Here is a 14,391-nt window from a genome sequence, read left to right on the forward strand (position 1 = left end):
CTACGCTTTCGTCTGGGCTTGGTGTTGATCGCCCGCCCCTTTATGGAGGCAGGACGCCAGAGGGGAAAGCCTTGATCCTGCCATTGCTTGCCGCCGCCGGTGGCCACATCCGGTTCGCGGACCTGGGGCTCCACCCAGATGTCTTCTCGATCGGCTTCTTCACGCTTCGCTGGTACAGCCTTGCCTATATCGCGGGCATCGTCGTCGGCTGGTGGTATCTGCTGAAGCTGCTCGATCAGCCCGGCGCACCGATGGCCCGGCGCCATGCCGACGATCTCGTATTCTACGCGACGCTCGGCATCATCCTTGGCGGACGAATCGGCTATGTGCTGTTCTACGCCCCGGAAATGATCCTCCATCCGCTGCGCATCCTGCGTTTGTGGGATGGCGGCATGAGCTTCCACGGCGGGGTGATCGGCACCAGCCTCGCGATCATCCTGTTCGCACGCAAGAATGGGCTGAACTGGCTGCGAATCCACGATTACGTCGCCTGTGTCGTGCCTTTCGGCCTGTTCTTCGGCCGACTGGCGAACTTCGTGAACGGCGAATTGTGGGGGAAGCCAACGGACGTGGCATGGGGCATCGTGTTCGAGCGCACCGTGCCCGCGGGCTTTGCCGAGCCTGCTCGCCATCCCAGTCAGCTGTACGAAGCGGGGCTGGAAGGCATCGTGCTGTTCGCGATCCTCTGGTATTTCTTCTGGCGCACCAAGGCGCGGTACGAGCCGGGCAAGCTCGTCGGCATCTTCCTCGTCGGCTATGGCCTGGCGCGCTTCTTCGTCGAATTCTTCCGCGAACCGGATTCGCAATTCGCCGGCACCTTCTTCGCCACCACGATTCACATGGGGCAGATCCTGTGTCTGCCGATGATCGCTGGCGGACTGTACCTCATCGCGACGGCGAAGGCGCGGCGGCAGCGGGTGGAGCCGATCGCTGGGCCTGAAAGCGTCGCCTGAGCGGCGCCCCGCTTGCGGCGCGCGCGCGGCAGGGGCATGCCGCGCGTGATGACAGAGCAGCCATCACACCCCCCCGCCGACAGCACTGAGGGCAGCCTTCCCGATCGCTTGGCGCGCGCGATCACGCTTGGCGGGCCGATCCCGGTCAGCCAGTATATGGCCGCCGCGAACGCGCATTATTACGCGACCCGCGACCCGCTGGGCGCCGGCGGCGACTTCACCACCGCCCCGGAGATCAGCCAGATGTTTGGCGAGCTGATCGGCCTGTGGGCGGCGGACCTGTGGGATCGCACCGGCCGCCCCGAGATCCATTGGGTGGAACTCGGACCCGGCCGGGGGACACTGACTGCCGACGCGCTCCGTGCCGCCGCCAAGGCGGGGTTGCGTCCGCCGGTCCATTTTGTCGAGACGAGCCCGGTGCTGCGCGGCGAACAGGCCAAGCGGGTGGCGGACGCCACATGGCACGACGATGTCGAGGATCTCCCGACAGATCGCCCGCTGATCGTCATCGCAAACGAATTCTTTGACGCACTCCCTATCCGCCAGCTCATCCGCGGCCGCGCGGGCTGGCACGAACGGATCGTCGCCTGCCAGGACACGCTGTTCCTGCCGATCGCGGGCGCGCAAGTACCAGACAGCATCATCCCTCCCCATCTCGTCGAGGCGCCGATCGGCGCGATCATCGAGACGTCGCCCGCCAGCGTCGGGATCACGCGTGTCCTCGCGGCCCGGATCGTGGCGCAGGGCGGCGCCTTGCTCGCGATCGATTATGGCTACGAGGGTCCAGCGCTCGGAGAGACGTTGCAGGCAGTGCGCCATCATGGCTTTGCCAATCCGTTCGAGGAACCGGGGGAGCGGGATCTCACGGCGCACGTCGATTTCGCAACGCTTGGCCTGGTTGGCACCGCAAGCGGGGCGAAGGTGTCCGGCCCTGTCGGTCAGGGCGCGTTCCTCACCGCGCTTGGGATCGACGCCCGCGCCGCCGCACTCGGGCCGAAGGTGGCGCCCGATCGCGACCGGCTGGTCAATGACATGGGCACGCTATTCAAGGTTCTGGCGACGCGCCACCCGGAATGGCCCGAACCAGCAGGATTCGCATGATCGACTATCGCAATGCGGTCAGCACGGACGGCGCCGCCCTTGACGCCATGGCGCGCCGCGTATGGCTGGCAACCTTCGCCCATTCCGCACCCAAGGCGGACATCGATGCTTATGTTGCGAACGCTTATGGCGAAAAAGGCCTGCTCCGCCGCCACCTCGCCGATCCCGCCTATGACTTTCAGATCGCGTTGAAACAGGGGGCAGTGGTTGGCTATTGCAAGCTTGGCCCGACCTTCTTCGATGGAGAGATCCCGACGGACGAGACGGTCCATCTCCACCAGCTCTATGTCGATCCGGCGGAGCATGGCAGCGGCGTGGCCGCCACGCTGCTCGGATGGGCCGCTGATACGGCCCGCCGCCGAGGTGCCACGGCACTGGTCCTGACGGTGTGGGAGGAGAATCTGCGCGCCCGCGCCTTCTACGAGAAGCATGGCTTCATCCATGTCGGCGACTATGCCTTCAAGACCGGCAGCCAGATCGATCGCGACATGATCATGCGGCTTGCGCTGTGAGCGGCGCGGTTCAACCGATCCGCGCGGCGGCGCTGTCGGGCGTGCCGCATGGCTTCCTGGGGCGGCAGGGCGGCGTGTCACAGGGCGCGATGGCTGGCCTCAACGTCGGCATCGGCTCGGAAGATGATCCCGCCGCCGTCGAAGAAAACCGGCGCCGCGCGACTGAGGCCGTCTTGCCGGGCGGCGCACTCGTCACCTGCTATCAGATCCACTCTGCGGATTGTGTCACCGTGTCCGCCCCGCTGGCGGAGCGCCCACGCGCCGACGCGCTGGTCACCAACCGTCCCGGCCTGGCGCTCGGCGTGCTCACGGCCGATTGTGCGCCGGTGCTTCTGGCGGATGCGGAGGCAGGCGTGGTCGGCGCCGCCCATGCCGGATGGAAGGGCGCGATCGGCGGGGTCACCGACGCGACGATCGCCGCAATGGAGGCGCTGGGGGCGCGGCGCGACCGGATCGCGGCCGCAATCGGCCCATGCATCGCGCGCACCAGCTACGAAGTGGACGCCGCCTTTCGCCGGCGTTTCGAGGAAGACGATCCTTCCAACGAGCGGTTCTTCGCCGATGCGCGCGATGGCCACGCTCAGTTCGATCTCGAAGGATACGTGATGCAGCGCCTGGCGCTCGCCGGGGTGCGCCGGATCGAGGCGCTCGGCTTCGACACCTATGCCGACGAAGCTCGCTTCTACAGCTACCGCCGCGCGACCCACCGCGGCGAGCCGGGATACGGCCGACAGATCGCCATCATCGGCCTCCTCTGAACGGCCTCGCCAGCCCCGCTGAGTTGACCAAGGACTGACAAGAAAACGCCACCCCGAAGCAGCTTCGGGGTGGCGAAGTCGTGTCCCTATTGCTGTGCCACCGGGGGCGCCGCGCGGCACCCCCTTGCGCTGCCGATCAGAAGCGCTTGCGCAGCGTGATGCCGTAAGTACGCGGATCGCCGAGGAACGCCTCGAACAGCTGGTTCGACGGCGAGGTGCCCAGGCGGATCGTCTGCGCGACGCTGCCAGCACCCTGGAACGGCGAGTTGAACGCGACCTGCTGGTAGTTCACGTCGAACAGGTTCTGCACCCAGCCTTCGATCGCCCAGTTCTGGTCCGGCCCGCGCAGGCCGACGCGTGCGTTGGCGAGGAAGAAGCCATCCTGGCGCTTCTCGTAGAACAGGTCCGAACCGGTGTTGTAGTCACTGGTCATGCGGCCATCGACATAGAACAGCGCGGTCAGGCCCGAGCTGCCGATGTCCGGCGTCCAGCTGACCGAGCCCGTCACGACGTTACGCGGCGCGTTCGACATCTGGCTGCCGGCGAGCAGGAAGAGCGCCGGATCCAGCGCCTCACCCGATGCCGAGCCGACGAGGTCGCGTCGGAACTTGGTGTCGGCCAGCGTGTAGCCAAGGTTCACCGCGAAGTTGCGTGCCGGGTAGAAGCCCAGTTCCAGCTCGACGCCCTGGCTGCGCACGCCCGGCTTCACGTCGCCGTTGCAGACGCCGGTCAGTGCCGAACCGTCCTGGTCCGCACCGTTCAGGCTGTTGGCGCACGAACCGATGTTCTGCACGACATAGTTGGTGCCGTTGAACGTGTTCAGCTGGAAGTTCTCGAAGTCCGAACGGAAGACCGTCAGGTTGGCGGTGAACTTGCGGGTCGAATACTTGATACCCGCTTCGTAGCTGTTCACCAGCTCCGGATCGAAGCGCAGGTTGGTCACATCGCTCGAGCGGCGCGGGGTCAGCGCGCTGCCCAGGTCCGAACGATCGAGGTTGTAGCCGCCCGCCTTGTAGCCGCGCGAGTAGCTCGCATAGACCATCAGGTCGCGCGTCGGCTTCCACGACACCACGCCCGTGCCCGTGAACTCGCTCTCGCTGAACCCGTCACGCAGGTCGAGGCCATTCAGCGCCACCGACGAGTTGCCGGTGCAGCCCAGCGTGATGATGCCACCGGCAAGCGCTGCGGTCGCCGGGCTGGCGAGGAGCGGGCCAAGGCTCTGCTGCAGCTGCGGGCAGACCGTGTTGGTGTTGTCGAAATTGGCGTGGAAGTCCTTCGCCTCATGCGTCCAGCGCAGGCCGGCGGTGATCGACAGCGTGTCGGTCAGCTTGAAGATGTTATGCGTGAAGAACGCATAATTCTCGCTGTCTTGGTAGTAACGCGCGTTACGATCGCCCAGGTTGTTCAGCGTCGACAGCGTGCGCAGGCCATTGATCAGCGCCGGGCCAACGCCAGGGGCTGCAGCGAAGGCACCGTTAATCGTCGCCGTGCCGAGCGGGCTGAGGCAGCCCGGCGCGGTCGGATCGCGCAGCGCTGCCGCCGGGCTGACTGAAGCAACGATGCGGCACGATGCGAACGCGCCATACTGCGAACCGAACTGCAGGTTGTCGCCAACCACCAGATCCTCGTTCGAGTAGTAGCCGCCGACGAGCCAGTCGAGGCGATCCTCGAACAGCGAGCCCTGCAGGCGCACTTCCTGGGTGAAGGTGTGGAACTGGCGGAACGCACGGCCGTCGTCGGCGCGATAGCCGATGTCGACATTGCCATAGTCGATATCGGACGCATTGCCCGACTTGTATTCGCGGTAGGCGGTGATCGACGTCAGCGCGACATTGCCGAAGTTATAGTCGATCTGCATCGACCCGCCGTAATCCTTCGTCACGTTGGAATAGGCGCGGCCAAGCGTGTTGGCGATCTTGCGGTTGTACGGATCACCTGCGCTCGGCAGCACGCCGCCCAGGCTGCGCAGGATGTCGACGATACGGTTGCCGTTCGGGTTGGTCGTATAGTCGCCCGGGAAGCCCGGCGTCGGATCCAGCTTCTCGCTGGTGTCGACGTACACGGCGCCGCAGCACTTCTCGTCGCGCCAGGTGTAGTCACCCAGCAGGCGGACGGTCAGGTCGCTGGTCGGTTCGAACAGCAGCTGGCCCCGCACGAACCAGCGATTGCGATCGTTGTAATCCGTGTTGTTGACGACATCGTCGAGGAAGCCGTCACGCTTGTTGAACACGCCGTCGACGCGGAATGACAGCACGTCCTTCACGATCGGGCCGGTCACCGCACCCGCAAGGCGGATATTGTCGTAATTGCCGTACGTGCCCTCGAGATAGCCCCCGAAGTCGTTGGACGGCATCTTGGTGTAGATGTTGATCGCGCCGGCCGAGGCATTGCGGCCTGACAGCGTGCCCTGCGGCCCGCGCAGCACTTCGATCCGGTCGATCTCGCCGATATCGTTCAGGCCCGAACCGGTACGGCTGCGATAGACGCCATCGATGAACACCGCGACCGAGCTTTCGAGGCCGGGGTTGTCGCCCACGGTGCCGATGCCGCGAACGCGGGCCGTGGCGTTCGCCTCGCTGCCGGTGGAGGACACCTGAAGCGACGGGGCAAGCTGCGTCAGGCCGCGAATGTCGTTCGCGCCTGAGTTCTGCAGCGCGGCCTGGCTGACGGCGGAAACCGCGATCGGCACGTCGGCAAGGCGCTCGGCGCGACGGGTTGCGGTGACGACGATGTCGCCGGCACCAAGCTCATTGGCGCCAAGGTCGGTGTCGCTGGCGGGTGCCTGCTGCGGCTGTGCGACCGAGCCTGCTGCGGCGGGGTCCTGGCTCGGCTGCTCCTGGGCAAGCGCGGGCAGGGCGGCGAAGAAAACAGCACTGGACAAAAGCGAGGCTACGCGACGCATCGGGCTCTCCGATTTTCTTTTTTGAAGATTGGGTTTGGAGCCGTGCCTTTAGCGCCACCGAGAGCCGCACATAGATTTTTTTGTTCCAAAAGTTACTTTTCGAATGTGGCTGTCGCCCGGATGCCACGATTGGTCCGCAATGGTCCCTATCCGCTATGTCAGTTGACGCTACGGCAGACACGAAAAAGACCGCCCCTGAGCCAGGAGCGGCCTCGATTTCGCTTGAAGCTACGGAAATTATTTCGGCGCGAGCACCATCAGCATCTGGCGGCCTTCCATGCGCGGGTAGGCTTCCACCTTCGCCACTTCTGCCACCTGCTCGGCAACGCGCTGGAGCACCGCCATGCCAAGCTGGCCATGGCTCAGCTCACGGCCGCGGAAGCGCATCGTCACCTTCACCTTGTCGCCGTCGCCGATGAACTCCTCCACCTTCTTCATCTTGGTGTCGTAGTCGTGATCGTCGATGTTGGGACGCATCTTGATCTCTTTGATCTCCTGCGTCTTCTGGCTCTTGCGGGCGAGGTTCGCCTTCTTCTGCGCCTCGTACTTGAACTTGCCGACATCGAGGAACTTGGCCACCGGCGGATCGGCGTTCGGCGACACCTCGACGAGATCGAGCCCAAGCTCCTTGGCCTGCTCCATCGCTTCGCGGGTGTACATCACGCCGAGATTCTCGCCCTCGTGATCGATCACGCGGACCTTGGGGCTCTGGATCCATTCGTTGAATCGCGGCCCGTTCATCGGCGGCGCCTGCATCGGCCGGCGCATCATTGGCGGACGTATAGTTGATTCTCCTGTTGATATATCAGGCCCAATATAGGGCTTCGGTTCGCATTCCGAAAGATGCGAAACGGCCGCCGCTCCAATGGAGCGACGGCCGTTGCCCAAGAGTGACGGTTCTCAGAAGCTGCCGCGCAGCGTCACCCCGTACATCCGCGGCTCGCCGGGGAAGCCGACGAACAGCTGGTTCGCGGTCGCCGGGAAGCCCGCCGCCACTGGTGCCGTCACTGTGCCAAGGTTCCCGCTGCCCTGCAGCGGCATGTCTGCCCCGATCTGGAAATAGCGCTCGTTGAAGATGTTCTGCGCCCAGAATTCCAAGCCCCAGCGCTTGCCCTCGCCATAGATGCCGACGCGGCCGTTCACCACGACGAAGCCGTCCTGCACCTTTTCCGGATCAAGGTCGGAGCCCGTGTTGGTGTCGCTCTGCAGGCGCGTATCGAGATAGAACAGCGCGGACATGCCGCTGTTGCCGATATCCGGTGTCCAGCTGACACCCGCGGTCGCCGAATATTGCGAGGAGTTCGACACGCGGTCGCCCGGCAGCTGGAACAGCACGGGCGACAGCGGACGTCCGCCGGTGCCGACCAGGTTCCGTCGATAGTAGGAATCGGTGTAGGTCAGCGCCATGTTGACCGAGACGTCGCGGTGCGGCCGCAGGAACGTCTCGAGCTCGAAGCCTTTCGAAACGACACCGGGGCGCAGGCGGTCGGGCGCGCAGCGGCCGCTCGTCGCGGAATTGTCGCGATCGGTCCCGCCCAGTTCGTCCTTGCACGCCTGGATGTTGGTCACCTCGAAGTTCACACCGTTATAGGTGTTGAGCTGGTAGTCGGTGTATTCCTGGTAGAAGGCGGCGAGGTTGATATCGACGCCCGGCCCGTTCCACTTGGCGCCGACTTCATACGCCCACACCTTCTCGCTCTGGAACGCGAGGTCGGACACTTCCGGCCGGCCGTTGCCCTGCGTGTTGGCCGGCAGAGCGCGCAGGCCAACGCAGGCCGCATTCTGCGCCGCGCTTCCCGCAGTGGCCGAACAGGCGCGGTCAAGCGCTGAGAAGTCAAGATTGAAGCCACCCGCCTTGTAGCCCTTCGACGCCGAGCCGTAGATCAGCAGCGAATCGATCGGCTTGAACGACAGCACCGCCGTGCCGGTCCACTCGCCGTCACGGAACTTGGAGCCGGGCGAGCCCTTGGGAATGTCGATCGCGGCGCCGTTGATGACGCAGGCGAGCGACGCGAAGCTCTGCAGCGGCGAATTGACGATCGCCGGGCACAAGGTGTTGTTGGCACGCGTGTCGCCGGACAGGTCCTTCGCCTCGTGGGTGTAACGCACACCGACGGTCAGCTTCAGCACGTCCTCGACGATGTCGAGCGTGTTGTGCGTGAAGAAGGCGTAATTCTCCGCGTCCTGGCGAAAAGCATTACCGTTCGCGCCAGTGCCGTTGAGCGGCGAAGCACCGAGCGCGGCAGCAATCGCGTTGAACCCGGGGAAGGCCGCAGCCGGCGCGGTGGTGCAGGTCGGCAGCGCCGGATTGACCGCCCCGACGCCTGCGCCGGCGAGCGAGGCTGCGGCAAGACAATTGGCAAATCGGGTATAGTCACGGCCGTAGCGGATGTCGTCGACGACATCGAGCTTCTCGGTCGAGTAGTAAGCACCGACGAGCCAGTCGAGCCTGCCGTCCAGCGCCTCGCCCTGCAAGCGCAGCTCCTGGCTGAACAGGCGGAAACGACGGTCGAGATTCTGGCGATCAAGAATGTCGAGCGCGCTGAAGTCGCCGTCCTGCCCCTGCTTGTTCTTATAGTCGCGATACGCGGTGATCGACGTCAGCGTGGCGCCGCCGAAGTCGTAATTGACCTCGCCCGACACGCCCCAGTCCTCACTATCCGAGGTGTAGCGTACGCCCGGCGACGTCGGCGTGCCGAGCACGAAACGCTGGTCGCCCGAGAGAGTCGGGTAATTGGCACCCAATGCCTGGACGAGGCCGAACAGCGAGTTCGGCCCGTAAGCGACTGAACCGTCCGGCTGGCGCGTCAGACCGCGCACCGGGCCGAGCAGCACGCCGGCGCAGCAATTCTCGTCGCGCTTGGAATAATCACCGATCAGCCGGACCGACAGCGCATCCGTCGGCTCATAGGCGAACTGCCCGCGCAGCAGCCAGCGATCGCGGTCGTTCATGTCCGGCTCGCCCGGTGTCAGCGCCTTGATATAGCCGTCGCGCTGCTGCCACACGCCGTCCAGCCGGAACGCGGCGTCCTGGCCGATCGGGGCGTTGACCGCGCCGTCCACGCGCCAGAAATCGTAATTGCCGTAGGTCAGCGCACCCTTGGCCATGAAGCGGCCGAGCTCCGGCCCCTTGGTCACGATATTGATAAGGCCTGCGGTGGAGTTGCGTCCGAACAGCGTTCCCTGCGGGCCGCGCAGCACCTCGACGCGCTCGATATCGCCGAGCTCCGACAGACCAACGCCCGTACGGCTGCGATACACGCCGTCGATGAACAGGCCGACCGAGCTTTCGAGGCCGGCATTCTCACCCACCGTGCCGATGCCGCGAATACGCGCGGTGAAGTTCACCTCGCTTGTCGCGCCCGAGACGAGCAGCGAAGGCGCCACCTGGTTCAGCGCACGCACGTCGGTCGCGCCGGTATTCTGCAGCGTCTCCCCCGAGACGGCCGAGATCGCGATCGGCACATCCGACAGCGCCTCGGAACGACGGGTCGCGGTCACGACGATGTCGCCGGCGTTGCTTGCCGTCTCAGCCTGCGACTGGTCGGTGACGGGCGTGGCACCGTCCTGCGCAAGCGCAGGCGCCGCCAGCGCGATCGATGCAGTCGAGACAAGACAAGAAATCAGAAACGTGGCGCGCATCAAGAATCCTCCCCAGGAAACGGCCTTTTCGGCCGCATTAGATGCGCCCCTAGGGATAATCGCGCGCCAGCTCTAGCTGACAGCCACGTCAGGTTTCGTGTTCGTAACGAAGTGCGTCATTCGCGCCACAGTATTCGCGCCGAGAATGCCGAGAGCAGTCGCGGAACGACAATTGCCTGCCGCCCCACGTCTACTTGCGCCCTTGCCTCAGGCAAGATCAGGCGGCGTCGCTTCCTTCACCAGCCGCGCCACGATCTCATCGAGCGAGACGATCTCCTGCCCCTGGCTGCCCAGCCGGCGAACGGCAACGGTGCCTTCCTCCGCCTCGCGCTTGCCGACGACCAGCAAAGCCGGCACCTTCGCCAGGCTGTGCTCGCGCACCTTGTAGTTGATCTTCTCGTTGCGAAGATCCGTCTCGACGCGCAGCCCGGCTGCCGCCAGCCGATCACGTACCACGTGGGCATAATCGTCGGCTTCGGACACGATCGTCGCCACCACCGCCTGCACCGGCGACAGCCACAGCGGGAAGCGGCCTGCGTGATGCTCGATCAGGATGCCCAGGAACCGCTCGAACGTCCCCAGGATCGCGCGGTGCAGCATCACGGGACGATGACGTTCGCCATCCTCACCGATGTAGCTGGCGTCGAGCCGCTCCGGCAGCACGCGGTCCGACTGGATCGTGCCGACCTGCCAGGTCCGCCCGATCGCGTCAGTCAGGTGGAATTCCAGCTTGGGCGCGTAGAAGGCGCCCTCGCCCTCCAGCTCCTCGAACCCGTCCTTGATCGTCTGCGGCAGGTTCGACGCCATGACGGCGCGGCGCAGCTCGTCCTCGGACTTGTCCCACATCGCATCGTCGCCGAAGCGCTTCTCGGGGCGCAGCGCCAGCTTCACCGCATAATCCGTGAAGCCCAGGTCATGGTACACGCTGTCGAGCAGGTCGATGAACTTGGCGACCTCGTCGACCAGCTGGTCCTCGCGCACGAAGATATGCGCGTCGTCCTGCGTGAACTGGCGCACGCGCATGATGCCATGCAGCGCGCCATGCGGCTCGTTGCGGTGGCAGCAGCCGAACTCGGCCATGCGGATCGGCAAGTCGCGGTACGATTTGATGCCCTGGCGGAAGATCAGCACGTGTGCCGGGCAATTCATCGGCTTCAGCGCCATCCAGTCCGCATCCGGCGAAACCAAAGCGCCCTCGTCGGACACATTCGGCACTTCGTCCGGGATGACGAACATGTTCTCGCGATACTTGCCCCAGTGGCCGGAGCGCTCCCACTGCCGCGCGTCCATCACCTGCGGCGTCTTTACTTCCTCATAGCCGCCGGCATCCAGCCGGCGGCGCATATACGCCTCCAGCTGCCGCCAGATCATATAGCCCTTGGGATGCCAGAAGACGCTGCCATGCGCCTCGGACTGGAGGTGGAACAGGTCCATCTCCTGCCCGATCTTGCGATGATCGCGCTTCGCCGCCTCCTCCAGCATGTGCAGATGCGCATCGAGCTGCTTCTTGTTCAGCCAGCCCGTGCCGTAGATGCGGCTCAGCATCGCGTTCTTCTGGTCGCCGCGCCAATAGGCGCCCGATACGCGCGTCAGCTTGAACGCCTGCGGATCGAGCTTGCCGGTGGAGGCAAGGTGCGGGCCGCGGCACATGTCGAGCCAGTCGCCACCCGACCAATAGACCGTCAGTTCTTCGTCATCGGGAAGCTCGGCCGCCCATTCGGCCTTGAACGTCTCGCCCTGCTGCGTCCACCGCTCGATCAGTTGCTCGCGCGTCCACACCTCGCGGCGCAGCGGCTTGTCCGCGGCTATGATCTTGCGCATCCGCTCCTCGATCAGCGGAAGGTCCTCCTCCGTGAACGGGCCGTGGTCGGCCGGCGCGGCGAAGTCGTAATAGAAGCCGTCGTCGGTCGAGGGGCCAAAGGTGATCTGCGTGCCGGGGAACAGCTCCTGCACCGCCTCCGCCAGCACGTGCGCGTAATCATGCCGCGCCAGTTCCAGCGCGTCCGCCTCGTCGCGGTTCGTCACCAGCGCGAGCTGGGCGTCACGTTCGAAGGGGCGGTTGATGTCGCGCAACTCGCCGTCGACACGCGCGGCGATCGCGGCCTTGGCGAGGCCCGGGCCGATGGCGGCGGCAATGTCCGCGGGCGTCGAACCCGGCGGCACCTCGCGTACCGAGCCGTCCGGAAGCGTGATCGAAAGCATGTTCATGGTCGGTTTCCTGCAATGCCATTGCGCTTAGGCGAGGCGGCCCCGCGCGAAAAGGGCGTCCGACGTGGCAGGAACGAAGTGGAGGACGCCGGCCCACCCGTTCCCGGGCGAGCTAGCCGGCCGCGCGCTCAGCGCGTGGCGGGCCGCCCCCGGAACCCCGGGGTCGTGGTAGTGGTGCTGGCACGGTCGCGCGGCATGAGCGCAATATAGCGTGGGCGCGCCAGCCCGACAACTCGGGGCAGTACCTGCCAAAAAACAACGGGCCCGCCTTCTTTCGAAAGCGGGCCCGCGCCCTCATACACTACGCGAGGGATACTCAGGCCGATGGGGCCATCTCGTCCGCGGCGGTGCCTGGGCGGCCGCTTCAGCAGCCAGCCCCGGGCCCCGCGCCGCCTCAGCGGCAGTAACGCGGGTTGTTCGACTTCTCGATCGCGTTGCCGGCAACTGCGCCGCCGACGCCGCCGAGCACCGTGCCGAGCGTGCGGTCACCGCGGTTGTCGATCGTGCGGCCCAGCAGGCCGCCCGCGATCGCGCCGACGATGGTGCCGGTCGTGCCGCTGTTGCAGCGCTGGTTGCGGTAGTAGCGACGGTCGTTGCCGCGGTAGTTGTTGTAACCACGGTAGCCGCGGTGATTGTCATAGCCGCGATACTGGCGCTCATAGCGGTCGCCATAACGCTGCGCCGAAGCCTCGGCGGGGATCATCGCGACAGTGCTCATGGCTAGGGCGGCACCAGCGAGGGAAAGCTTCTTGAACATGGACTGTCTCCCGTTTCGTATCTCGTTCGAGGCCCGATTCCGCCTCGTTGAAGCCCTTTTGTCCGATTCGCGTTGAGCCAACCCTGAATGCGCCCGTTATCGTTCGTTCAGGCTTGAAGCGGCTAAGGCACCTCGTGCGCTGGCCCCTCTCTATCCTTGCCGTCCTTCTCGTCGTGCCGCGTTACAGCGGGGAGGAACGCCTGCCGCTGATCAGTGAGGCACCAGCGATAACAGCGGCGCCTTACGTACCCGCCGGCGGCTGGCCGAAGCGGATCGGCGCGCTGGAGCCGGTCGGCGCGGTCACGCTTTCAAGCCGCGATCCGGCCTTCGGCGGCTTCTCCGCTATCGCCTTGCACGATGGGCGCGCGATGCTGCTGTCCGATGGCGGCAACGTCGCCGCCTTCGCCATCCGCCGCGGCATGATCGAATCTCCGAGCGGTCATATCCTGAAGGCCGGCCCCGCGACTGGCTGGCTGCGCAAGGATCGCGACAGCGAATCGCTGACGCTGGATCCGGCAACCGGTCGCGCGTGGGTCGGCTACGAGAACCAGAACGAGATCTGGCGCTACGCCCCAGGCTTCAGTGGTGCCGAAGCGCGCGCCTGGCCGAAGGGGATGCGGCGGTGGGTGGCAAACCAAGGTGCAGAATCACTTGTCCGGCTTCGCGATGGCCGGTTCATCGCCATTGCGGAACGCAAGCCGGACCGGGCGTCCCGCTACGCTTTGCTCTTCTCCGGCGACCCGACCGCCAGGGGCACTCACGCCGAGGCCTTCCGGATCCAGCCGCCCGCGCGTTACGATCCCAGCGATGCCGCGGAATTGCCCAATGGCGATCTTCTCGTCCTCACCCGGCGCTTTCGCTACCCGTTCACCTTCACCGCCAAGCTGCTGCGAATCCCGCGCGCCGCGATCCGGCCGGGCGCCGTCGCGAAGGGGACCGTGATCGCCACCCTAGCACCGCCGATCATGGGCGAGAATTGCGAAGGCATCGCCGTCACGAGGGAAGGCGGGCAGGCCATGGTGTGGATCGTGACCGACAATGATTTGATGCCGCTGCGCCCCACATATCTGATGAAGTTCAGGCTGCGCGATTGAGCTCCGGCGAGGCACGCGACGAGTTCACCGCCACCAACACGAAAAGCCCGCCACCCCGTAGGACAGCAGGCCTTCATGTCGTGCGATCCTTAAAAGCGGATCAGGCGGCGGTTGCGGTCGCCGAGCGCTTCTTGACAACGTCGCGCTTCAGGCGACGGGCGCGCAGCGACAGCTTCTCGTCGCTGGTCTTGACCAGCCAGTTGTCGAGACCGCCGTTGTGCTCCACCGAGCGCAGACCATGGGTCGACACGCGCAGCCGCACGCTCTTCTCGAGCGAATCGGAGATCAGCGTCACGTTCTGCAGGTTCGGCAGGAACGTACGCTTGGTCTTGTTGTTGGCGTGGGAAACATTGTTCCCCACCTGCCGGCCCTTGCCGGTCAGCTCGCAGATGCGCGACATGGTTCAGATCCTGAGTTTCGGGTTGGCCCGGAAAGTGGGCGCCGATAACCCCCGGGGCGTCGCG

11 protein-coding genes are annotated in these 14,391 nt (G+C 65.5%); 5 read left to right on the forward strand and 6 right to left on the reverse strand.

Annotated features, from left to right (window positions below):
• Nucleotides 1-71: 71 nt before the first annotated feature.
• From lgt to pgeF, 4 genes are read left to right on the forward strand one after another with little or no spacing between them, the layout of a single operon-like run.
• On the forward strand, nt 72-953 hold the full coding sequence (lgt, locus tag ACH0AE_RS14525; protein ID WP_294444231.1) for a prolipoprotein diacylglyceryl transferase: 882 nt from the start codon (nt 72-74) through the stop codon (nt 951-953).
• Nucleotides 954-1,001: 48 nt separating this feature from the next.
• The gene (locus tag ACH0AE_RS14530; RefSeq protein ID WP_294444232.1) at nt 1,002-2,054 is read left to right on the forward strand and encodes a class I SAM-dependent methyltransferase; all 1,053 of its coding nucleotides are present in this window, start codon (nt 1,002-1,004) and stop codon (nt 2,052-2,054) included.
• Nucleotides 2,051-2,566, forward strand: coding sequence for a GNAT family N-acetyltransferase (locus ACH0AE_RS14535; protein WP_294444233.1), 516 nt, complete (start codon nt 2,051-2,053; stop codon nt 2,564-2,566). The genes ACH0AE_RS14530 and ACH0AE_RS14535 overlap by 4 nt, the downstream gene beginning before the upstream one ends.
• Nucleotides 2,563-3,324, forward strand: coding sequence for a peptidoglycan editing factor PgeF (gene pgeF, locus ACH0AE_RS14540; RefSeq protein ID WP_294444234.1), 762 nt, complete (start codon nt 2,563-2,565; stop codon nt 3,322-3,324). The genes ACH0AE_RS14535 and pgeF overlap by 4 nt, the downstream gene beginning before the upstream one ends.
• A gap of 136 nt (nt 3,325-3,460) precedes the next feature.
• Here the strand turns inward: pgeF and ACH0AE_RS14545 are convergent, their stop codons facing one another.
• The 5 genes from ACH0AE_RS14545 to ACH0AE_RS14565 all read right to left on the reverse strand — a co-directional run bounded on the left by ACH0AE_RS14545 (nt 3,461) and on the right by ACH0AE_RS14565 (nt 12,833).
• Entirely contained in the window at nt 3,461-6,226 is a 2,766-nt protein-coding gene (locus ACH0AE_RS14545) for a TonB-dependent receptor (RefSeq protein ID WP_294444235.1), read from the reverse strand.
• 237 nt (nt 6,227-6,463) lie between these two features.
• Nucleotides 6,464-6,997, reverse strand: a complete 534-nt coding sequence (gene infC, locus ACH0AE_RS14550; protein WP_406875831.1) for a translation initiation factor IF-3 — start codon at nt 6,995-6,997, stop codon at nt 6,464-6,466.
• A 129-nt stretch (nt 6,998-7,126) separates the two neighbouring features.
• Nucleotides 7,127-9,868 carry a TonB-dependent receptor gene (locus ACH0AE_RS14555; RefSeq protein WP_294445188.1) on the reverse strand — a complete coding sequence of 914 codons (2,742 nt, stop codon included), beginning with the start codon at nt 9,866-9,868 and terminating at the stop codon, nt 7,127-7,129.
• A gap of 207 nt (nt 9,869-10,075) precedes the next feature.
• Nucleotides 10,076-12,070, reverse strand: coding sequence for a threonine--tRNA ligase (gene thrS, locus ACH0AE_RS14560; protein ID WP_406875886.1), 1,995 nt, complete (start codon nt 12,068-12,070; stop codon nt 10,076-10,078).
• A 400-nt stretch (nt 12,071-12,470) separates the two neighbouring features.
• Nucleotides 12,471-12,833, reverse strand: coding sequence for a glycine zipper 2TM domain-containing protein (locus ACH0AE_RS14565; RefSeq protein WP_294445211.1), 363 nt, complete (start codon nt 12,831-12,833; stop codon nt 12,471-12,473).
• 134 nt (nt 12,834-12,967) lie between these two features.
• Here ACH0AE_RS14565 and ACH0AE_RS14570 point away from each other — a divergent pair, with 134 nt between their 5' ends.
• On the forward strand, nt 12,968-13,927 hold the full coding sequence (locus ACH0AE_RS14570) for an esterase-like activity of phytase family protein (RefSeq protein WP_294445212.1): 960 nt from the start codon (nt 12,968-12,970) through the stop codon (nt 13,925-13,927).
• Nucleotides 13,928-14,027: 100 nt separating this feature from the next.
• Here ACH0AE_RS14570 and rpmB read toward each other — a convergent pair whose 3' ends face one another.
• Nucleotides 14,028-14,327 carry a 50S ribosomal protein L28 gene (gene rpmB, locus ACH0AE_RS14575; RefSeq protein ID WP_406875832.1) on the reverse strand — a complete coding sequence of 100 codons (300 nt, stop codon included), beginning with the start codon at nt 14,325-14,327 and terminating at the stop codon, nt 14,028-14,030.
• Nucleotides 14,328-14,391 lie beyond the last annotated feature (64 nt).

Source organism: Sphingomonas sp. 179-A 2A2 NHS, assembly GCF_045371305.1.
GTDB lineage: Bacteria > Pseudomonadota > Alphaproteobacteria > Sphingomonadales > Sphingomonadaceae > Sphingomonas.